This is a genomic window from Prevotella communis (assembly GCF_022024175.1).
Classification (GTDB): domain Bacteria; phylum Bacteroidota; class Bacteroidia; order Bacteroidales; family Bacteroidaceae; genus Prevotella; species Prevotella communis.
Genome location: NZ_CP091794.1, coordinates 371,046 through 392,919, shown reverse-complemented (window position 1 = coordinate 392,919; position 21,874 = coordinate 371,046). Strand labels below are relative to the sequence as shown.

13 protein-coding genes are annotated in these 21,874 nt (G+C 50.4%); 7 read left to right on the top strand and 6 right to left on the bottom strand.

The window, feature by feature from the left end; all coding sequences use genetic code 11:
* Window positions 1-13: 13 nt before the first annotated feature.
* Window positions 14-724: a LytR/AlgR family response regulator transcription factor gene (locus tag L6466_RS01490; protein WP_091813788.1), complete on the top strand. Its 711-nt coding sequence runs from the start codon at window positions 14-16 to the stop codon at window positions 722-724.
* Window positions 725-1,004: 280 nt separating this feature from the next.
* Window positions 1,005-2,006, top strand: coding sequence for a class II fructose-bisphosphate aldolase (locus L6466_RS01485; RefSeq protein ID WP_091813784.1), 1,002 nt, complete (start codon window positions 1,005-1,007; stop codon window positions 2,004-2,006).
* A gap of 86 nt (window positions 2,007-2,092) precedes the next feature.
* Here L6466_RS01485 and L6466_RS01480 read toward each other — a convergent pair whose 3' ends face one another.
* Both L6466_RS01480 and L6466_RS01475 read right to left on the bottom strand, forming a co-directional pair.
* Window positions 2,093-3,172: a DUF4831 family protein gene (locus tag L6466_RS01480; protein WP_237793582.1), complete on the bottom strand. Its 1,080-nt coding sequence runs from the start codon at window positions 3,170-3,172 to the stop codon at window positions 2,093-2,095.
* A gap of 21 nt (window positions 3,173-3,193) precedes the next feature.
* Window positions 3,194-4,708: an NAD(P)H-hydrate dehydratase gene (locus L6466_RS01475; protein WP_091813776.1), complete on the bottom strand. Its 1,515-nt coding sequence runs from the start codon at window positions 4,706-4,708 to the stop codon at window positions 3,194-3,196.
* An 89-nt stretch (window positions 4,709-4,797) separates the two neighbouring features.
* On the opposite strand from L6466_RS01475, the gene hpt reads away from it, so the two are divergent.
* From hpt to L6466_RS01450, 5 genes are all read left to right on the top strand, one after another.
* Window positions 4,798-5,337 carry a hypoxanthine phosphoribosyltransferase gene (gene hpt, locus L6466_RS01470; RefSeq protein WP_091813773.1) on the top strand — a complete coding sequence of 180 codons (540 nt, stop codon included), beginning with the start codon at window positions 4,798-4,800 and terminating at the stop codon, window positions 5,335-5,337.
* Window positions 5,338-5,456: 119 nt separating this feature from the next.
* Entirely contained in the window at window positions 5,457-6,029 is a 573-nt protein-coding gene (locus tag L6466_RS01465) for an adenylate kinase (protein ID WP_091813770.1), read from the top strand.
* A 52-nt stretch (window positions 6,030-6,081) separates the two neighbouring features.
* On the top strand, window positions 6,082-7,251 hold the full coding sequence (gene obgE, locus L6466_RS01460) for a GTPase ObgE (RefSeq protein WP_091813769.1): 1,170 nt from the start codon (window positions 6,082-6,084) through the stop codon (window positions 7,249-7,251).
* Window positions 7,248-7,943 (top strand): M23 family metallopeptidase, encoded by a 696-nt coding sequence (locus tag L6466_RS01455; RefSeq protein ID WP_091852508.1) that lies wholly within the window; start codon window positions 7,248-7,250, stop codon window positions 7,941-7,943. Before obgE ends, L6466_RS01455 begins: the two co-directional genes overlap by 4 nt.
* Window positions 7,944-8,038: 95 nt before the next feature.
* Window positions 8,039-11,347 carry a TonB-dependent receptor gene (locus L6466_RS01450; protein ID WP_237793584.1) on the top strand — a complete coding sequence of 1,103 codons (3,309 nt, stop codon included), beginning with the start codon at window positions 8,039-8,041 and terminating at the stop codon, window positions 11,345-11,347.
* A 652-nt stretch (window positions 11,348-11,999) separates the two neighbouring features.
* Here L6466_RS01450 and L6466_RS01445 read toward each other — a convergent pair.
* The 4 genes from L6466_RS01445 to L6466_RS01430 all read right to left on the bottom strand — a co-directional run bounded on the left by L6466_RS01445 (window position 12,000) and on the right by L6466_RS01430 (window position 21,656).
* Complete coding sequence (locus L6466_RS01445; protein ID WP_237793585.1) at window positions 12,000-12,599, bottom strand: ATPase; 600 nt, start codon at window positions 12,597-12,599, stop codon at window positions 12,000-12,002.
* Window positions 12,600-12,601: 2 nt separating this feature from the next.
* The gene (locus tag L6466_RS01440; RefSeq protein WP_176756932.1) at window positions 12,602-12,763 is read right to left on the bottom strand and encodes a hypothetical protein; all 162 of its coding nucleotides are present in this window, start codon (window positions 12,761-12,763) and stop codon (window positions 12,602-12,604) included.
* Window positions 12,764-13,147: 384 nt separating this feature from the next.
* Entirely contained in the window at window positions 13,148-13,342 is a 195-nt protein-coding gene (locus L6466_RS01435; protein ID WP_237793586.1) for a hypothetical protein, read from the bottom strand.
* A 13-nt stretch (window positions 13,343-13,355) separates the two neighbouring features.
* Entirely contained in the window at window positions 13,356-21,656 is an 8,301-nt protein-coding gene (locus L6466_RS01430) for a fibronectin type III domain-containing protein (RefSeq protein ID WP_237793587.1), read from the bottom strand.
* Window positions 21,657-21,874 lie beyond the last annotated feature (218 nt).

Here is a 21,874-nt window from a genome sequence, read left to right as displayed (position 1 = left end):
AACACAAAATCCAATGGTTATATCTTGTGCTATCATTGACGACGAGCCTCTGGCTGCGGGTCTTTTAGAGAGTTATGTGAAGAAAACCCCTTATCTTGAACTGAAGGGTACTTACAACAGTGCCGTGACGGCTATGCGCGACTTGCGTGACGACCCCGTACAACTGCTGTTCCTGGATATCCAGATGCCAGAACTCAGTGGTATCGAGTTCGCCAAGATCCTGCCCCATGAGACAAAGGTCATCTTTACCACAGCCTTCTCGCAATATGCCATCGAAGGCTTCCGTGTCAGTGCGCTCGACTACCTGCTGAAGCCCATCGGCTATGAGGATTTCCTGAAGTCCACGGACAAGGCGCTGGAGTTGTTCTCCACACAGAAGAAGCAGAACGTCCATCTGCAGGACCGTTTCCTCTTTGTGAAGAGCGAATACAAGCTGCTGCGCCTCGACCTCGACGATATTCTCTATATCGAGGGACTGAAGGACTACGTACGCTTCTACCTGGAGTCGGGTGAGAAGGTGATGTCGCTCATGTCCATGAAGCGTCTGGAGGACTACCTCCCCCACCCCGAGTTCCTGCGCACCCACCGCAGCTATATCGTCCACATGTCCAAGGTGCAGTCTGTCGACCGCCTGCGCATCGTCTTCGGCGACCAGTACATCCCCGTGTCCGACAACTACAAGGATGAGGTGATGAACTTTCTGGAGCAACACACGCTGGTGTGAGGGTAAAGGGAATAGTGAAAAGTGAAAGGCAACGGGTAGGCGACGGTACGTCGGGAATGAAATTTGCTACCGCACAGGTAATTGTGAATGAAAAATTTGCTACCGCTTTGATAAGTGTGATTGACAAAATCAGACTTTATAGTCTGTTGTCATGGCAAATTATCTAAAAAAAGGAGCCATGGCAGCAAATTCTTCACTTTTCACTTTTCACTCTTCACTTTTTTTTCGTAACTTTGCGCTCGAAAATTTGAGATAATATCTTTTATAAATAAAAAAAATTATGGTAAATTACAAGGATTTGGGTCTCGTAAATACCCGCGAGATGTTCAAGAGAGCAGTGGCTGGTGGCTATGCTATCCCCGCTTTCAACTTCAACACAATGGAGCAGATGCAGGCTATCGTTATGGCTGCTGTTGAGACAAAGTCACCTGTTATCATGCAGGTTTCCAAGGGTGCCCGTAACTATGCTAACGGTACCATTCTCCGCAACCTGGCCAAGGGTGCTGTTGAGTATGCTAAGGAGCTCGGCTGTGAGCATCCTGAGATCGTTCTGCACCTCGACCACGGTGATACCTTCGAGCTCTGTAAGGACTGTATCGACAACGGTTTCTCTTCAGTGATGATCGACGGTTCTTCACTGCCTTACGAGGAGAACGTTGCCCTGGCTAAGAAGGTTGTAGAGTATGCTCATCAGTTTGACGTAACCGTTGAGGCTGAGCTCGGTGTGCTCGCTGGTGTTGAGGATGAGGTTTCTTCTGCAGAGTCTCACTACACCAAGCCTGAGGAGGTTATCGACTTCGCTACTCGCACTGGTTGCGACTCTCTGGCTATCTCTATCGGTACTTCTCACGGTGCTCACAAGTTCACTCCTGAGCAGTGCACACTCGTAAACGGCGTGCTCGTTCCACCACCATTGGCATTCGACATCCTGCACGAGATTGAGCAGAAGCTTCCTGGATTCCCCATTGTACTTCACGGTTCTTCTTCAGTTCCTATGGACGAGGTTAACACCATCAACAAGTACGGTGGTCACCTTGAGGCAGCTATCGGTATCCCCGAGGAGCAGCTCCGCAAGGCTGCTAAGAGCGCTGTATGTAAGATCAACATCGACTCAGACTCTCGTTTGGCTATGACTGCTGCCATCCGTAAGCATCTGGCTGAGCATCCTGGAGATTTCGATCCTCGTCAGTATCTGAAGCCCGCTCGTGAGAACATGAAGAAGATGTACATCCACAAGATTGTGAATGTGCTCGGTTCTGACGGCAAACTCGCTCAGTGCTAATCCAATCATTCAGATAAAATTAATCCCCGCCAATTTGGTGGGGATTATTTTTTGTTTATATCTATCGTCTTTAACTCCTTAACTCCTTATTTCGGTTGTTCCGCTTCCAGTCGCTCTACGCCACCCGTCAGACTGTTGAGCCACAGGTGTGTGGTATAGCGCTTGTTGAACAGTTCACCACTGAGCAGTTCCACGTTACCAAACTGTGCCGCAGGCTGTTCGCTGGTCTGGATGGCCTCAATGCCCTGATAGAGCGTCACGCGCATACGTCCGGGCACGTTCACATAGACACCGGCCTCATAGCCCTTCTTCTTAGCCTTGGCAGCCTTCTCGTCGTACACCGGCTCGGGTACCGTCTTCAGGTCCGTCACACTTATATAATAAGGTGCACCCGACAGGTCGTCCTTGTCCACCAGTCCGTTCACCTGCGAGAGGCGGAACAGCAGCTGACGGTCGAAAGAGCCGTCAGGACAAACCACGATCTCATGTTCGGTGGTATCACACTCATACGTACCCTTGAACATGCTGGTCAGCGCCTCGTCCTGCGTATCTATCTGATGCAGCATCAGTCGCAGCTGTTCACCATCCTTCGGCATAAAGTCGGCCTGTCCCTTAATCAGCAGGTTACGGTTCTCGCGCAGGTCGTAGATCTCCTGGGCGGTGAGCTGTGCCATCTTGGCGGTACTGCCGGCCGAGAGGATATCCTGGTTCATCAGCTGACGCGGGTTGACGCGCTGTGACTTGGGAGCAGCCTTGAAAGGCGCCTCCTCCATATCCACATTGGGTTCGGCATTGATGGCCAGCAGGCGTCCGTCGTCTGCCAGTGCCACATTGGCGGCCACTGTCTTCGCATCAAACTTGATCGCATATTTCTTCGTGGAGTCGGCCACCGCAACAGGCGTCTGCTTGATCTGCAGGATACGGTATTGCGTGCTGGGCTCCTGCGACACATCCCTCAGTCGCATATAGCGCTGTGCATAGGCAGCGAAATCACCCGGTATATAGGTTGTCTTCTCCACCAGGAAAGTAAAGCGCACGGCCGTCTTGGGCAGGAAATACACAGCCCCCTCCGTGGTCACGCCGGGCTTATATTCCGTCAACTGTGTCTGAGCGTTCACCGTTCCGCAGAATACGGTGCCCAGAATCAGGAAAAGTAACTTTCTCATGTATTTTATTTTTTTACCTTTTTACTTTTTTACCTTTAAGAACGCCTTCGGCAGGTACTGGATGATATCACTGGCTATCAGGCTCTCCTCGCCCAGTTCGCGGGCGGCCAGGTCGCCTGCCAGTCCGTGCAGGTAGACACCCAGTATACAAGCCTCGCGTTGCTGGTAGCCACGCGCCAAGAGTCCCGTAATCATGCCTGTCAGCACATCACCGCTGCCGGCTGTTGCCATACCGGCATTGCCGGTTGTATTGAAAGCCACGTGTCCGTCGGGCATGCAGATAGCCGTATAATGCCCCTTCAGGATCACATAGCCCTGCAGTTTCTCTGCCAGCTGGCGCGCCTTTGTCAGTCGCTCATAACTGTCGATGCACTGTCCCTCCATCCGTTCCAGTTCCTTGGGATGGGGCGTCAGGATAATGCCCTTGGGCAACTGCTGCATCCATGCATGCCGTGCCGCCAGGATATTCAGGGCATCGGCATCCATCACCACCGGACACTGTGCACGGCGCACCTGCGATATCATGGCGATACCGGTCTGCTCGGCCGTTCCCAGTCCCGGACCGATACCCAGCGCACTGAAGTCCTCCGTGGCCACAGCCTCCGAGAAGAGCGTCTCCTCACGGTCCATATGAAGGATAGCCTCGGGCACCGTTGTCTGCAGAATCTGCGCGTTGCGCTTCGGCGTATGCACCGTCACCTTGCCGGCTCCCGAACGCATGCATGCCTTGGTGGCCAGCACGGCAGCACCTGCCATGCCATAGCTGCCCCCGATAATCAGGGCATGTCCCATCTGTCCCTTGTGTGCAAAGGCATTGCGCGGGCGCAGCATCTCACGGATGTCGGCCTCTTCCGTACAGGTATACTGGGCCTCCATCTTGTCCATGCCCTCCTTGCTCAGACGGATGTCCAGCACCTCCAGTTCACCGATGAACTGCTGGTTCTCGGCAAAGAGGAATGACAGTTTCTTCTGCTGCAGCGTCAGGGTCAGGTCGGCCCTGATGATATTGGCACGCACGTTGTAGGTATTGTCCTCGGTCATCAGACCCGATGGCACGTCGATGCTCACCACCATGGCCGACGAGGCATTGATATATTTCACCAGCGAGGCAAAACCGCCTGCCAATGGCTTATTGAGTCCGGAGCCAAACAGGCCGTCGATCACCAGCATTCCCTTTTCCAGGCGTGGCGGGTCAAACTCCTGTGTCACCTCGGTAAACAGGCTGTTTCCGCGCTTGCTCACCAGCCGGTCCTTGTTCTCAGCACAGTCGGCCGACAGGCGTCCGGAGATATTGAAAAGATAGGTCTGCACCTGGTATTCCTGCTCGGCCAGCATCCTCGCCACAGCCAGTGCATCGCCGCCGTTGTTACCAGGTCCGGCAAATACCACCACAGGCACGTCGCTCATCCATCGCTGCGTGATAGCCTGCGTAATGGCACGAGCCGAGCGCTCCATCAAATCTATTGATTTTATGGGCTCGTTCGTAATGGTATATTTATCAAGTTCTTGTATCTGTGTGTGCGTAAAAATCTTCATAACGATGCAAAAATACTAAATAATTGGTAATAAGTGACTATTTTTCTCATTTTTTTTGTAATTTTGCATCAAAATTACCATTTACTGATATGAGTAGAGTAAAAATTTTGGATAAGACGTTTGAGACGTCGATGCCGGAAGCGCAGATTAAAGCACGCGTAAAAGAGTTGGCCCAACAGATTTCCAAGGATATGGAGGGCAAGAATCCATTGTTCCTGGCCGTGCTCAACGGTGCATTCATCTTTGCAGCCGACCTGATGCGTGAAATGACCATCCCCTGTGAGATTTCGTTTGTCAAGCTGGCCTCTTACCAGGGCACCATGTCAACAGGTAAGATCAAGGAGGTGCTGGGTATCAACGAGGACATCGCCGGCCGTACCGTCATCATCCTCGAGGATATTGTGGAGAGCGGACTCACCATCCGTCAGATGATCGACTCACTCGGCACGCGCAACCCTGCCTCAGTGCATGTCTGCACGGCCTTCTTCAAGCCCGAGAAGCTGAAGGAGAACCTGAAGATCGACTATGCTGCTTTCGAGATTCCCAACGACTTCATCCTGGGCTACGGACTGGACTACGACCAGCAGGGCCGCGGTCTGAAAGACCTTTACACCCTGGTATCAGAATAAGCGGCGTTATAACGTTGTAACGCCCCTCGTTGTCACGTTGTCACGTGGTCCCGTTGTAACGTTATCACGAAAAAAAAGGAAAAAAGATTAGGATAACCAATAAAAAATATAACTGGATTATGAAGAATATTGTAATTTTCGGTGCACCAGGCTCAGGCAAGGGCACACAGAGCGACAAACTGATTGAGAAATATGGACTGGAGCATATCTCTACAGGTGATGTACTTCGTGCAGAAATCAAGAAGGGTACAGAACTTGGCAAGACGGCTCAGGGCTATATCGACAACGGTCAGCTGATTCCCGACGACCTGATGGTAAGCATCCTGGCATCTGTATACGACTCTTTCGGACGTGAGCACAAGGGTGTCATCTTCGATGGCTTCCCCCGCACCATCCCACAGGCAGAGGCCCTGAAAGAGATGCTCAACAAGCGTGGCGACAAAGTGGCTGCCATGATTGAACTGGCCGTACCCGAAGATGAACTGATGAAGCGCCTGATTCTGCGCGGACAGCAGAGCGGACGTGCCGACGACAACGAGGAGACTATCAAGAAGCGCCTCGTGGTCTATCACTCTCAGACTCAGCCCCTGATCGAATGGTACAAGCAGGAAGGCCTGCACCACCACATCGACGGTCTGGGTGAATTGGATCGCATTTTTGCAGACATCTGCAAGGTGGTAGATAATATCTAGGAATTCCTAGGAAAACCTAGGACATCCTAGGTAATCCTAGAAAAAACAAAGTATGGAAAGCAATTTCGTAGACTACGTAAAAATCATGTGCCGCTCGGGTAAGGGCGGTAAGGGCAGCATGCACCTGAAGCATGTGAAATACAATCCTAACGGCGGTCCCGACGGTGGCGACGGCGGTAAGGGTGGTAGCATCATCCTGCGTGGCAACCACAACTACTGGACGCTGCTCCACCTGAAATACGAGCGTCATATCTTTGCGGAGCATGGCGGCAACGGCGGACGCGACAAGTGTCATGGCACCGACGGCAAGGATATCTATATCGACGTACCCCCCGGCACGGTGGTCTATAATGCCGAGACGGGAAAGTTCGTCTGCGACGTGGCCTACGACGGACAGGAGGTGCTGCTCCTGAAGGGCGGACGCGGCGGTCTGGGCAATTTCCAGTTCCGCACGGCTACCAACCAGGCACCCCGCTATGCGCAGCCCGGTGAACCGATGCAGGAGATGACCGTCATCCTGGAGCTGAAGCTCCTGGCCGATGTTGGTCTGGTGGGCTTCCCCAATGCGGGCAAGTCCACGCTGGTCAGTTCGCTGAGCAATGCCCGTCCTAAGATTGCCAACTATCCCTTCACCACGATGGAGCCCTCGCTGGGCATCGTGGGCTATCGCGACGGCAAGTCGTTTGTGATGGCCGACATCCCCGGTATCATTGAGGGTGCCTCTGAGGGTAAGGGCCTCGGCCTGCGTTTCCTGCGCCATATTGAGCGCAACTCCCTGCTGCTCTTCATGGTCCCCGGCGACACGGATGATATCAAGCGTGAATACGAGATTCTGCTCAACGAACTGAAGCAGTTCAACCCCGAGATGCTCTCCAAGCACCGCGTGCTGGCCGTCACCAAGTGCGACCTGCTCGACGAGGAGCTGATCGAGATGCTCAAGGACACCCTGCCCCAGGATCTCCCTGTGGTGTTTATCTCTGCCGTCACCGGTTTCGGTCTGGAAGAGCTGAAGGATGTGCTGTGGCGCGAACTGAATGCCGAGAGCAACAAGCTGCAGGCCATCACTGCAGAGGATACCTTAGTACACCGTGACAAGGATATGTCCGTCTTTGCCCAGGAACTGGAAGATGAGGGTGAGGACGAAGACATTGAATACGTGGATGTTGAGGACGTTGACGACCTCGACGATTTTGAATACGAAGACGAAAATGAAGACGAATGAGACATCGACTGTTTGCAGCCTTTCTGATTTCCTTCCTGGCTGTTGTGACCTCCTGGGCACAGCCGCCCCTGAAGTTGCCGGGCTACAGGCAGAGTCTCATCAACTATAAGTCACTTCATTTCGAACTATACCCCTTCATGACCGACTTCTCGATGCCAAGGCATGCCATTGTGCCTATGGCACCGGGAAGTTATGTTTATAACCCCTTTGGCGGCGGCACCCGGTTCATCCTTCACCTGGAGAATTTCGCCGATTCCGACTGGTGCTACCTGCTCAGGAAATCCAAGGTCATCAGTCCCTATGGCGGACGCGGTGGCCGGCACCATTCCGGCACAGACATCAAGAGTTTCCCCAACGACAGCGTGCGGGCCGTCTTCGACGGTACCGTGGTGATGGCGGGTCCTTTCTCGGGCTATGGCAACTGCGTGCAGATACGCCACATAAACGGACTCACCACCCTCTACAGTCACAACAGTCGCAACCTGGTGAAGGCAGGCGACCAAGTCACTGCAGGTCAGGTTGTTGCCCTGGAGGGACGCACCGGCCGTGCCACCACTGACCACGTGCATTTCGAGGTTCGCGTGGCCGGTCGCCATGTCAATTCCAACCTCATTTTCGACCACGAGCACCACCGCCTCCACAAGCACCAGGTTGTATTCGAAAAGAACGGTAATGCTCATATTCGGAAGTAGATGTGAAAAAAAAATGGCAAGAAACGCAAACGTTTCAAAAAATTTTCGTATTTTTGCAACGGAAAAGCAAACCTTAAATAAAAACAAAAACATTTATGCAGAAGAAACTATTCTTTCTGGTTGCCCTAATGTTGACAATGACCTTGTCAGTAGTGGCACAGGTGACTACTTCCAGCATGACCGGTAAGGTCTCTATGGAGGGTAGTAACGAGGAGATTATTGGTGCATCTGTGCAAGCTGTGCATGAGCCTTCAGGCACACGCTACACCGCTGTGACCAATGTGAACGGACGCTTCACCATTCAGGGTATGCGTACTGGTGGTCCTTATGCCGTGACCGTGTCTTACATCGGTCATCAGACCAAGACGATGAAGGGTATCACCCTCCAGCTTGGTGAGACCTACAACCTGAACGTATCACTCTCTGAAAACAGTAACGACCTCGCCGAGGTGGTGGTAAGCGGTAAGGCTTCCAAGTTCTCTGCCGAGAAGACTGGTGCCTCAACCAACATCAACAACGAGCAGTTGATGATGATGCCTTCTCTGGACCGCAGTCTGGCTACCGTGGCTAAGCTGTCACCTTATTCCGGTGGTGGCATGAACCTGGCCGGTGCCGACCCCCGTTCTACCAACTTCACCATTGACGGTGCCAACTTCAACAACAGTTTCGGTCTGACTTCCGACCTGCCTGGTGGCGGCACGCCTATCTCTATCGACGCCATTGAGGAGATGCAGGTGGTCATCGCACCTTTCGACGTGCGCCAGACCAACTTCATCGGTGGTGGTATCAATGCTGTTACCAAGTCGGGTACCAACGAGTTCAAGGGTACTGTCTACGGCTTCTACCGCGACAAGTCCATGCGTGGTAACAAGATCAACGGTCAGGACCTCGGCACCCGTGCTACCGACACCAAGAAGACCTACGGTTTCACCCTGGGTGGCCCAATCCTCAAGAATAAGTTGTTCTTCTTCGTCAACTATGAAAAGGAACTGACCCCGAAGGAGGTTGTACAGTACCGCGCACGCGAGGATGGCGAGACTCCTGGCGGCATGGTATCACGTACCACCAAGACGGATATGGAGCGCGTGGCTAATTTCCTGCGCACACAGTATGGCTACGACCCAGGTTCTTACACTGACTTCCCCGCCGAGGATACCAACGAGAAGTTCCTGGCCCGTCTGGACTGGAACATCACGGATGCCCATCACCTGGCTCTGCGCTATAACAAGACCAAGGTAGAGGACTGGCGTCCTACAAATGCTATGTCAAGCGATGTTTCCCTGTATGGCGGTACCAAGTTCAACCTCGGCCGTATCAGTGCCAGCAGTATGGCTTATTCAAACAGCCTGTACTATTTCCACAATGACGTGGAGTCTTTCTCTGCCGACCTGAACAGCCGTTTCGGTCAGAAGGCCAGCAACCAGTTGCTGTTTACCCATACTTTCCAGGACGACAGCCGTGGCACGCCTTCAAGCAACTTCCCCTTCATCGACATCCTGTATGATGGAGCCTACGAGCCTTATATCTCTGCCGGTTATGAGTTGTTCTCATACAACAACGGTGTGAAGACCAAGACTACCAACATCACGGACAACTTCACCCTCTACATGGGTTCTCATAAGCTCACTGCCGGTGCCCGCTTCGAGCATATCTATGCCGACAACTCTTATCTGCGTAACGGTACAGGTTACTACCGTTTCAAGAGCGTGGACGACTTCCTCAACATGAAGGCGCCCGATGCAGTAGCGTTCACCTACGGCTATGATGGCATCAGCGATCCTACCAGCGCCGTGCGCTACAACCAGATTGGCCTGTACCTGCAGGATGAGTGGCAGGCTACCAACCGCCTGAAGCTGACCTACGGTCTTCGTGCCGACAATATCATCTTCGACGACCAGGATATCGCACGTAATGATAAGATCTACGCACGCGACTTCGGTGGCTATCATATCGATACTGGCCGCTGGCCTGAAAGCAAGTGGCAGCTCTCTCCACGTGTGGGCTTCACATGGGATGTATTCGGCGACAAGAGCCTGAAGGTACGCGGAGGTTCTGGTCTCTTCCTGGGACGCTTCCCCTTGGTTTACCTGACCAACATGCCCCAGAATGCCGCTATGTTCCAGTTCAACTATGCTGCCGGTTATACCGCAACAGGCACGGCTGCCGAGAACCTGGAGCGCACCACACCGATTGATATTGATGCCAAGCTGCAGGGCCTGGCTGGCAAGCTGCTGGGTGTGAACGACCTGAAGAACTACTTCGAGGTGCCCCTGACCAATGCCGACCACGTGGATGCCAAGAGCATGACTGGTGTGAGCAACGACTTCAAGATGCCTCAGGTATGGAAGTCAAGCATCGCCATCGACTATCAGCTCCCCGTTTCGTTCCCCTTCACGGTGACCGGTGAGTTCATCTACAACAAGAGCATTAATGCTGTCTACATGGACAATATCAATATCAAGGACGATGATCCTTCTTCTATGCAGCACTTCAACGGAGCAGACAGCCGTATTAAGTATACCAGCAACGACTTCTACTACACACCGAATAGTTCATACTATGCTGTGATGCTGAAGAATACGTCCAAGGGCTATGGCTACACCGCCAATATCACCCTGAACGCAGAGCCTGTGAAGAACCTGAAGCTGATGGCTGCCTACACACGCACCGAGTCTCAGGAGGTATCTGGTCTGCCCGGACAGAACGCCGTGTCTACATGGACCAGCACCCTGTCGGCCGAAGGACCTAACTCTACCAAGCTGCACCGCTCTAACTACGTGACACCCGACCAGGTGATGGCATCTGTCAACTACTACATCCCTGCCAAGGTATCAAGCAGCTTCCTGCTGGGCACGCACGTGAGCCTGTTCTACAAGGCCTACTCTGCAGGCAACCTGAGCTACTTCTACAGCAATGATATGAATGGCGACGGTGTGTCTATGGACCTGATGTACATCCCTGCCAACGATAACGAGATCCAGTTCAAGAGCGAGGCCGACCGCGTTGCTTTCTGGCGCTTCGTAGAGCAGGACGACTATCTGAGCAGCCACAAGGGTCAGTATGCCGAGGCTTATGCCGCCCGTGCTCCCTGGCTCCATCGCATCGACTTGCACCTGGCAGAGGACTTCCAGCTGACTATTGGCAAGACCAAGCACAAGCTGCAGGCATCACTCGACCTGATCAACCTGGGCAACCTGATCAACTCTGAATGGGGTGTTCCCAAGATTGCACAGGTATGTAACTACGGTCAGATTCTGAAGTACGAGGGTGTTGACGCAACCAACACACCTATCTTCTCAATGAACAAGGTCAATGGCAAATATCCCACCCAGACATGGGATACCAACATGAGCTACAGCAACTGCTGGAAGATGCAGATTGGACTTAAATACTTCTTCAACTAAATTGAAAGAGGATTCCGATATAGCAACTCCCTCCTGTAGGACATCTACAGCGAGGGAGTTCTTTTTAATACACTAAATACACTTAAATACACATATTTCATAAACCCCTTTGCGTACGTATACACACACACGTACGCGATAACTTTTAAGAATTTACGGTATTTAAGTGTATAGTGTATTGAAGGAAAAGAAAACTCATTTTCGGAAAACAATAGGTTAAGGGGTCGGAAAACAGGGACTTAGAGGTTCTAAACCATAGGTTTACGATGTCTAAATCACTGATTTCCGACCTCAAAGTCACTGAACTAGGACCTCAAAATCAGTGGTTTTCATTTTTAGTGCATTTTATCGCATCGAAACGCACGTTGTGCACGAATGGCGGTACCCCAATGTTGTACCTTTGCATCACAACAGAACAAGAACCAAAAGTCAACTGCAATGAACAAATTATTTGCCTACCCCTATATCAAAGAGACCGTCAACCAGAATCGTCTGACCTCCCCAATGTCTACAGGCGCTGGCGCCACCGTCCCTAAAGTCCGTAGACATTATTTCATCCACGGAGTATTTTTTCTAGTCTACGGACTTAAAGGACCTTTAGGACTTTTGCCACCATAGGTAGCGCTGGCGCCACGGTACATAAAGTCGGGGCTTAGCCTATGATGTTCTGTGCCCAGAGGGGGATGTCGTCGGTGTAGCGCTTGAATGGCTTGCCGTCGGTCATGCGGAACAGCAGACGGGCCTCGACGTCATCCACGGAATTATCATAGACATACACGCGGTCGGCAATGGCCGCCACGCGTTTGCAGTTAAGTATCGACTTCTGGTAGCGCGAGATAATTTTCGGGATCGGCACGTCATGACCGCCCTTCATCACTCGGCGAGCAATGCGCGAAGAATTGATTGACGGGTGGTTAGTTGACACGAAGAAGATGCGAATGAAGTAACCAGCCTCGTGGACGCGACGAATAAAGTCAACCTTGCCATCGCTGGAAAGCACTGTCTCGAATATCAGGCTCTGCTGGCTTCGCAAGCACTCCTCACGCTGCTTCTCGCAGTACTGTGCGGCCTGGAGCACGGCTTCGGGCGAGTTCCAGTCGCCAAAGCGGTCCTGCGCCACCTGATCGGGATTGATGTAAAGTGCATTCTCCAGCCATTCGTGCTTGAGGATCTTCGAGGTAATCGTGGTCTTACCAGACCCGTTGGGGCCGGCAATCACGATGAGTACGGGGCGGTGTGCAGTCTGGCTCATGGCTATCTGATGTTTGCGGCTGCACGCCTCAGTTCTTCGAAATAGCGTTGTGTCGCCTCTGCATTCGTCTCGCGTGCCTCCTCGGCAGCCTCACGCATCAGTTGCGAGAGCACCTCGTCGGTAGGTTCCTCCGTGCTGGTAAGCTTGTAAGTGTCGATGCTCATAATCTCAATATTTATTGTTTCTGGCGACAAAGATAGTGCAAATCGAGCGAAATACCAAAGGAGAACTCGTTTTTCTTTGTATTTCCGAGATGCAGCCTATCTTCGAGCAAAGCTCAAAGATAACACTTTTTTCCCGATATTCCTACTAAGGGTACCTCTTTTTTTATTTCTACGGACTTAAAGGACCTTTAGGACTCTTCCTGCATAGGTGGCGCTGGCGCCACGGTCCTTAGAGTCCCTAAAGTCCGTAGACGTTATTTCTGCAGCGTTTACGCCGCCACTCCTTCCCTCCTATACTCCTTAGAATGAAATTGGAAAGGAATCACGAGGCCATAAACAAGAAGAAACCCTGATCCGCGGTGCGAATCAGGGTTTCAACATTAATTAGAAGTCGTAGTCTTCTTCCTCGTCATCCCAACTGTTGGAACGAGAACGGTTAGTTTCAGTACCGGAACTGTCGTCTTGACCTCCCGTTGTCGGGTCGCCCGATTGAGAACCGCCTCCGCTCATCGTTTGCATCAACTGAGGAGCTACATTGACAACCAGTAAATCTGGTGTGATATATGCTTTCTTTTTCATTGTTTTTTTTTGTTTACTTAATAACAGTCTTTTTACCATTCTGGATGTACAGACCCTTCTTCAAGTGGCTGTTGTTGTTCATCTTACGACCGCCCAGGTCATAGATGTTATCAACCTTAGAATCAGCATCCACACTCATGATGCCAGTAGTCTGGCTATCACCGAAGTCGAGAACAAACTCACGAGCAGCCACTACATGCTCATCGAACTGGAAGTAAGCGCGACAAGCGTTCAGCGTACGAGCAACACCAGTATACTTCAGCTTATTGCCTACCGTCATGTAGAAGATGTCAGAGTTAGCTGGCGTGATGGGGAATGCATCGTAGTAGCCAATGAACTTCACACAGTCACCGTCGAAGGCAATGTTGCGTTCCGTCTTGTCGATGGTAACACCTCTAAACACGGGCTCCACGATATTCTCTGCAGCGGCATCCCACTTGATGATGTAAGGCGTACCAGCCACCAACTCACTAACGGCATCGCCGAAGGTCAGATGAACGGTAGTACCTGTTACAGAAGCATCAGTCAGTGTCTTAGCCGTAGCACCCTCCAGAGGAGAACCTGCCAACGTCACGTTGAAGGGCAGACAGATAGTGTTCCACTCACCGTCCTTATAGAGTGTGCGGTCTTTGAGAGCGACATTAGTAGTCTTTCCGTCGTTTGCAAGAATCTTCGCGCTATTGTCGGTGGCGTTGTCAGTCAGCTCAATTTTCTCATCAATGCGGATACGCAACTGGTTCTTTACTGACGTGACTGTACCATTGTAAGTTGTCGGTTTCGTCGGATCGTAGTTCTCATTATCATTGTACGCATAGATAGCCTGGCTAGTTGTACTTTCTGATGAGAATACACGGAACGGAGTGTTACTTGTGTAAGAGCCCGTATTATCATCGATGATGATAGCCAGGTTCTTCGTGTTGTCATAGTAGAATGGTGTATCGAGTGTGATAGTGCTCCACTGACCATGAGCGAAGGTCACATCGCCATCGAACACCTTCTCAACACCTTCTTCCATAACATTGATCCAGTCTTTGCTGCCACTGAAACTTTCCTTGCTGGTATTCACCATATAGACAACATACTTACGAGTGCGGTTTTCCCCACCTGCATTGTAGAAGTCGATATTCATAACAGTACCCGCCTGTCCCATCTCAGCAGCAGTATAAATCTGCTGGGTCAAAGAATAATTATACCAATTACTGCTAGGCAAATTTACATCTGTGCCAGTACCTGAGCCAATGACATGCTTAGTTGTAGGCTGGATACAGATTGTTGGGCTCCACTCACTGCTCACCTCATCATAAATGGCCTTAACACGAGCATAGTAATCGACATCAACCGTCAGGCCATCGAACGTTACAGTCTTTTCTGTTACATTCTTGGTATCAAGAATAGAAGAGAAGTCGCTGCTTTCACTGAGTTCAACAGTCCAATTAGCAGCATAGTTGTCGCTCCAAGTCAATGTGGCAGTTGAAGCAGTTAACTCTGAACATATAAAGTTGGTTGGCACTGCAGCATAGACATTGACATTCTTGGTGTAAGAGCCCTTGCACTTTCCACCATCCTTAGCGGTAAAGGTAAATACATAGTCACCAATCCCCTTCACCTCAGTGACAGGATTGCCGTCCTTGGTGATAGTCACCTCATAGTCAGCATCCTTGACAAATGATACGCTCTCATTAGAGATAGCGTAGGTAGGATTGATGCTGATAGCATTGCCCGAATAAACATAACTATCGTCGATGCCGTTAAAAGAACCCTCCACATAGTAAGTATTGCCATCGGCTGCTGTAATCTGACCGAAGAGACCTGTTGTAGGAACATCCTCAGCAGCGAACGCCTGTTTGCCTTGAGTTGAGCCGAATGGAGTCAGGTAGTAAGTACGCGTAAACGAGTTCATACCATTGCGATTGAAGGTAGCACTACTATTGGTGCTCATAGTAATCTCTGCAGGAGCGAACAGACAGTCAGTATACGTGATTTGGGTACCACTGGTTCCGCTGCAATATCCAACGAAACCGCCATTAGATGTAGCATTGGCTCCATTGGCTCCAAGCAGTTTTCCCTTGAAGGCACAGTTGTTGAAATACAGCTTAGCAGAACTCTCGTTCAGAGCTACGAAACCGCCACGAATACCGTCTTTAGAAGTATCGAAGGTGCTGAAAATCGACGCTGTACTTATGCAGTTCTGGATATGGGTAGTACCATAGTTATGAGCTGCGATACTTGCGCCATATTTATATCCTGTGGTAACAGTACCAGCAATGGTCAGATCCTTGACTGTAGCGTTCTTCAGATAACCGAAGGGTGCGCAGTCGTCGGCAGCTCCTGTCAGGTTAAGCGTCATGGTCTTACCTGCTGTGCCAAGGAAGGTTCCCTGGAAGCTGTTTGCCTCACTGTTACCAGCCATGGTACTGACGGTAATGTCGTCAGTCATCTTGACAAACTTGCCACTATAGTTATAATCACCACTGGTGATGTTGCCAGCGAACTTACTCCAGTCTTCATCAGAAGCGATGACATACGGATCTGTCTCAGTACCCTCACCGTTCAAGACGCCATCTACCACGTTGAACTTCAAGGTCTGTGAACCGGCGTAGTTGTCCTTACCCGTAATGGTCAGCGTGTATTCGCCTTTTTCCTTTACGGGTGCAGGATCGGTTGCGAAGGTGAAGTCGGTGTTGGCAGTCAATACTGCGCCTTCGTAGGTAACGGTCGGTGCCAAAGTAATGGCAGAACCAGTGTGCTCTATGAGATCGGCTACATTACCAATAACCACAACCTTCTTAGAGTAGTAGTCCGTCTCGTTAAGAGTCCACTCCTTCTTACAGAATGCCGTCTGAGCACCAGCATAAGCCTTTGTTCCCGTTGCTGCAATATAGTTAGCATCGGTCAGTGTCGCATCGTTGGTGTAGAACGCACCATCGACGTTTACTTCCATCACGGCACCATTGTTCTTAATAGCAATAGGATGGAACTTACCGTTACCACTCTTGCTGGCTGTTACCAGACAGTTAGTGATCTTCAGCTTACCACCATCGCTCCAACCAAGCAGGCCACCGGCATAGTTCTGGCTGTTATACAGAACACCGGTATAAGCTGTATTGCTGATATTGACAGTAGACTGGGCGCCATGACCTACTACACCACCGATGTGATGGTTAGAACCGGTCGCACAGGTAACATTCGTGTTCACCACGCAGTTTTCAATGTAGTTGACACCTGAGCGTGTGAAGCCTACCAGACCTGCTGCATGAGTAGTACCGGTGACGCTACCGTTGACGGTGAGGTTCTTGATGGTTGCACCGGCAATCTCACGGAACGGAGCTGTACCCTGTGTGCTGGTCTCGTTAATGTTGACGTTCAGCGTCTTGCCGTTACCATCGAAGAGACCTGTGAACGGATGCTCCTGTGTACCTACTGTTGCGGTTACTGCAGCTTCTGTGTTGTCAAAGTTGTCTGCCAGCTTGTAATAGTCATCATTGCCTGTACCGTTGTTGACATTTTCAGCAAAGGTAGCCCATTCCTCAGCGTTCTGGATGATGATAGCCTCCTTCACATAGAAGGTTGTCTGCTTAGTACCCGTGTAGTCACCCTTACCAGTGATAGTCAGCGTGTATTCACCAGCATCCTTGACAACGGCAGGAGTAGTTGCAACGGTGTAGTCAGTGCTCTGAACCAGTGTCTCGCCAAGACGCGTCACAACAGGTGAAACAGTGATCTCATCACCAGTATAAGGAATAATTCCACAACGAACGTTAACGGCATTACTTGCAACATCCATCTTGTCAGTATATGAACCCGAAATGGTTACATTGTCGGTAACACCTGACAGAATATGCTTACCATCAATGACATAAGGATAGGTGATAGAACCATTGGATACCGTGTACTGATCGAAGAACTTGCCTGCAGGCATGTTGTAGTTCAACGTAACCTCTGTACCATTCTTATAATAGTTCGTTTCATTATATACCATAGCAGGAGTTTCAGGCAGCGTTACCTGTGTATTCTCACCTGCAGTGACAGTAAATACGATTTCTGCACCAGATTGATCAGTACCTGTGCCTACGTTCTGGGCACCTACGCCACCAGTAGTAGATACAGTGTGGTAGTTGGCAGTGAGCGTACTGCTGTAATACTGTCCGATAACAGAACCCACATAACTCGTACCTGTCACCTCTCCTGCATTGAAGCAATTCGCAATTTTGTCAAATTGCTTGTATCCACAAACACCGCCATATTTCTCACTCATTGTACCGTTGCCCGTTATGCTAGCTAAGTTGATACAGTCTAAGATGGAATACGAAGATGAGTAACCAACGATACCTCCATGGTACTGTCCATTTACATTGTCGGCAGTCTTAATGGCTCCGCTAACACGACAATTAGACATCCCTGTGTAGGTTAAATATCCACATACGCCACCAACATATTTTTTTGCAGTGATATCGCAATCAACGACGACTACATTTTTGATAGCGGTAGAATAGCAATAAGTAACAGATCCAAATAATCCCTGATACTCTCCATCGGGTTTGTTGATATACAGACCACTGATGGTCTTGTTGTCACCATCGTAGTTGCCCTGGAAGCTGCAATTGCCATTACCGATGGCTGTGTGTTCCTTCGTCAGGGTGATGTTTTCTTTCTGCTTGTAATAGCCGTTATAGCGGGCACCGCTGTTCACGATGCTGGCCAATGCCTGCAGGTCTTCCTCGTCAGCTATGAGGTAAGGATTGCTCTCACTGTTGGCTTTTTCCGGATCTAAGAGCGGGAAGTCCACAATGTTGAAGGTCCTCGTCGTTGTGCCCTTATAGCCGTTGATACCTTTCAGTGTCAGCGTTGCCGTACCAACAACGGTGTTGTCAGTGGCCTCTACGATGTAGTCAGTACCCTCTACAAGAGGTGTGCCGCCGTTGGTCACTGTCAGTTCTGGAGTGATAGCTACGCCCTTCCAACGCTGATCGGGGATGGTTGCAATCTCAACGGTGCTCATGTCCACACCGCTGTTGTTGCTAACGATGGCTGAGATAGTGACGTCCTGGTCGGTAATGCTCAGCTTGTGCTCACCGCCAACGGTTGTCAGATTGGTCAGCGTACCGCCCTCACAAGCATAGCTAACGAAAGATACATCAGTCAGATCGGGTGTCAGCGTCAGCGTCCAGTCACCTTTCTTATAATATTTCTTTCCTGTCAGTACGCTCTCTACCACGCCTTCCTCAGCAGCGCTGATACTACCGACATGGTCGCCTGCAGTAATTATATATCCACGCTCTGCGTGACCACTGTGGTTAGATTCATTGAGGGCCTTCACCGTGCAAGGAGATGCATAATAGCAGTTGGTATAGTTGTTAGAATTATTGAAATATCCAGCAATACCACCCCTGCTATTGCTACCCTCGACAGAACCCGTATTCAGACATAGACTGAAACGGTTGGCAGAATGATTCTCATAACCCACAATGCCACCATGATATTTGCCCTCGCCAGTAATATTGGCGGCATTCTCACAAGAAGTGACACTGACATCGGATGCATAACCAATAATACCACCGTAATTCGGGCTGCCGGAAGTGGTGGAAATCGAACCTTGTGAAGTACAACCGGTGATGTCCACACAATAGCCATAGCCTACAATACCGCCATGGTATTCGGCATCGGTGACGGAGCCGACGCTCTTACCGCTAGCGTGGCAGTTCTGGATGGTGGCACGATTGCTTGAGGAAGCGTTTGCATATCCCGCGATGGCACCGACAAAATTCTGACCTGTAATATCGTAAGCATCGACGATAACGTCCTTCACCAGAGCGTTTTGACCGAGCATTCCGAACAAACCCTGATTTTTTTCAAATGGTTTCTTGATAGTCAGGTTGCTAATTTTCCTTTTGTTACCATCGAAGGTGCCACGGAAATATATATATCTATTGTCATAGTATCCACCGATGGCGGTATGCGCTGCCGTCATGGTGATGTCGTCACTCAGTTTGAAGGTCATACCAACACACTCATGACCACTGTTGACATAGGCAGCCAGACGCTCCAGGTCGCTCTCGTCGTTAATGAGATAGACCTTGTCGTCGTCCTCACCTTCAGTAGCAAACACATAGCCATCGAGACTCTCACCTACCATCACGCGGAATGAACGGGTGATAGAGCCGGTGTATCCAGCTTCATTGCCATTCTTAGCAGTGAAGGTGATGGTGTAGTTGCCAAGAGCTGCAGGAGCAGCAGGAGAAATAGCCACCTCGTAGTCAGTGTCCTTCGTCATCGTGGTTTTTCCCATTTTCAGCTTGTAGTTGACGCTGATGGCCTCGCCGTTATTGTAGGCATAGGTATCCTTCAGGTCGCTGAGGATAGCAGGCTGATAGACAGTATAGTCCTTGATGGTGCGCGTAAGATAGATGTCCTTAGCAGGAATGGCCGTCACCACCTGATGACAACCATAGTCGTCCGAAATAAAAGAAACGGTGCCAATCTTATTGACATAATAGAGACTTGTGACATAGCTGTTCTGATAAGAGCCGTATGCACCTCTGGGGTTCATCAGACTGAGGTTAGCGTAGGTACCATTCTCCAGACAGTTGGTGGTGTAGGTGTAGGCATTGCCATAGCCGAACATCGCGCCTGCCATACGCTGCTCAGAGGTGCTGCTCTGAATCTTACCTGCAAAGACGCAGTTGGTAAAATAGGTGTAGTTGTTATTGTCAGAAATCTGAACGTTACCCACCAAGCCACCAGCATAGTTGGCACCAATGGTGAGGGTGGCCGTCACCACACAGTCGGTGATGGTGTTTTTCTCGCTAGAGGAGCCGCTACCAGCCCAGCCTACCAGACCGCCGGTATACTGGCTGTCGGAAGTGATGAAGCCGGCTACCGTCAGGTTTTTGATGGTAGCATGCTTGATATAGTGGAACGGAGCCACTCCCTGTTCGTTGACGCCAGTGCCTGTTGCTGCGCTGACGATAGCGGCAGTCAGAGTATGGTTGTCACCGTCGAAGGTTCCCTTGAAAGGAGCGTCAAACAGCTGGTCGCCGCCGTCCTCGCGCAGACCGACCATCGTCGTAACGTTGTCGATATCTGCTGTGAGTTTCACGAACTCGCCCTCATAGTTGTAACCCTCGTTAACAATCTCGGCAAACTTATTCCAGTCAGCAGTGGTAGCAATGGTGTAAGGCTCAGCCTCGGTACCTGCACCACTCAGCTGAAGACCCACACGGAAACTGTGGGTCAGTGTGCCGCTGTAGCCGTTGGCATTACCTGTCACCATCATGGTGTAATTGCCAGAAGCCTGTACGGGGCTGGGCGAGAAAACTACACCATAGTTCTCGGCAGCAACAGTGTTGCCTTCCGCATCCTTAACGATAGGTGTCACTGCAATCTCTGAGCCGGTGTAAGGATAGAAATTAGGACATTCAATGCTGCCTGTAGTGAGGTTCCTGATGTCAATGATGGGCACAACCTTGTTGCCACTGATTTCCCAGTTACTTCCAAGAGCAGCCTGCAATTGGGTATTGGTCATATCGCCAACGGCTGTACCCTGAACAGTACCGTAGGCTTTTACATAATAGCTGTTATTAACTATAATATTGAATCTCGCATTATTATTACTACCACGCATAAAGGTAGCGCCATTCTGGGTGTCGGTGTTGATGGTTCCTGCCATCAAACAGTTGTTGATGTTGGTAGTATAATTACCTGTCCAACCCACAAAACCTCCATTGGCATAGGTATCAGCACCAGAGATAGTACCATCGAAAAGACAATTGTTAAGGGTAAGTGTGCCACCATTGACAACACCTACGAATCCACCGTGAGTACCATCACCAGCGATTTCGCTAGTAATGGTGACGCTGCTCCAGCAGTTGCTAATAGTGGTAGTACCTTTGCTTTCACCAACAAGACCGGTGCGGTACTTGTCATCGGAAGTATTAGAACCTGCAACGACCGTTCCTGTAGTGTGGAGGCGCTTAATGGTTGCACCATCGACATAACGGAATGGAGCACAGAACTCGCCAGAAGAAGATAAGTTGTCGAGTGTCATCGTATGGCCACAGCCATCGAAGGTACCCATAAACTTGTAAGAGCTGGTTCCCGCCATCGAAGAGATGGTGATGTCGGCACCCAGTTTGTAGCACTTACTGCCATAAGTGCCATTACTGTTGTTAATCCAGCCAACGAAGGTTGTCCAGTCGTCGGCATCAGCAATCACATAGGGGTCGCTGCTAGTTCCACTACCAGCAGGCGTACCTCCTGTTGCCCACGTCCCCACGGACGCGAGCAATGCGAGCAGGAATGTCATCACTACTCGCATTGAAGCTTTTGTTTGTAAATAATTAAACATCTGAATATATATATTTAAAAAATTAAGGTCGTGGTCGTAGCTCTACCAAAAAGGGTTAAGGTTTATGGTTGCTCATTCACGGGTGCAAAAGTACGATGAATTGGGGAAAAAAAAGGTATCAAATGATACAAATACCTATCAAATTGTACACTGTACCGAAAAATTTGGTGTTAAATTTTCGTGAAAGT

What these genes read in the sequence shown, in the direction of transcription:
- L6466_RS01490 (WP_091813788.1), top strand. Translation starts at nt 14, where the DNA reads ATGGTTATATCTTGTGCTATCATTGACGACGAGCCTCTGGCTGCGGGT.
- L6466_RS01485 (WP_091813784.1), top strand. Translation starts at nt 1,005, where the DNA reads ATGGTAAATTACAAGGATTTGGGTCTCGTAAATACCCGCGAGATGTTC.
- L6466_RS01480 (WP_237793582.1), bottom strand. Translation starts at nt 3,172, where the DNA reads ATGAGAAAGTTACTTTTCCTGATTCTGGGCACCGTATTCTGCGGAACG.
- L6466_RS01475 (WP_091813776.1), bottom strand. Translation starts at nt 4,708, where the DNA reads ATGAAGATTTTTACGCACACACAGATACAAGAACTTGATAAATATACC.
- hpt (WP_091813773.1), top strand. Translation starts at nt 4,798, where the DNA reads ATGAGTAGAGTAAAAATTTTGGATAAGACGTTTGAGACGTCGATGCCG.
- L6466_RS01465 (WP_091813770.1), top strand. Translation starts at nt 5,457, where the DNA reads ATGAAGAATATTGTAATTTTCGGTGCACCAGGCTCAGGCAAGGGCACA.
- obgE (WP_091813769.1), top strand. Translation starts at nt 6,082, where the DNA reads ATGGAAAGCAATTTCGTAGACTACGTAAAAATCATGTGCCGCTCGGGT.
- L6466_RS01455 (WP_091852508.1), top strand. Translation starts at nt 7,248, where the DNA reads ATGAGACATCGACTGTTTGCAGCCTTTCTGATTTCCTTCCTGGCTGTT.
- L6466_RS01450 (WP_237793584.1), top strand. Translation starts at nt 8,039, where the DNA reads ATGCAGAAGAAACTATTCTTTCTGGTTGCCCTAATGTTGACAATGACC.
- L6466_RS01445 (WP_237793585.1), bottom strand. Translation starts at nt 12,599, where the DNA reads ATGAGCCAGACTGCACACCGCCCCGTACTCATCGTGATTGCCGGCCCC.
- L6466_RS01440 (WP_176756932.1), bottom strand. Translation starts at nt 12,763, where the DNA reads ATGAGCATCGACACTTACAAGCTTACCAGCACGGAGGAACCTACCGAC.
- L6466_RS01435 (WP_237793586.1), bottom strand. Translation starts at nt 13,342, where the DNA reads ATGAAAAAGAAAGCATATATCACACCAGATTTACTGGTTGTCAATGTA.
- L6466_RS01430 (WP_237793587.1), bottom strand. Translation starts at nt 21,656, where the DNA reads ATGCGAGTAGTGATGACATTCCTGCTCGCATTGCTCGCGTCCGTGGGG.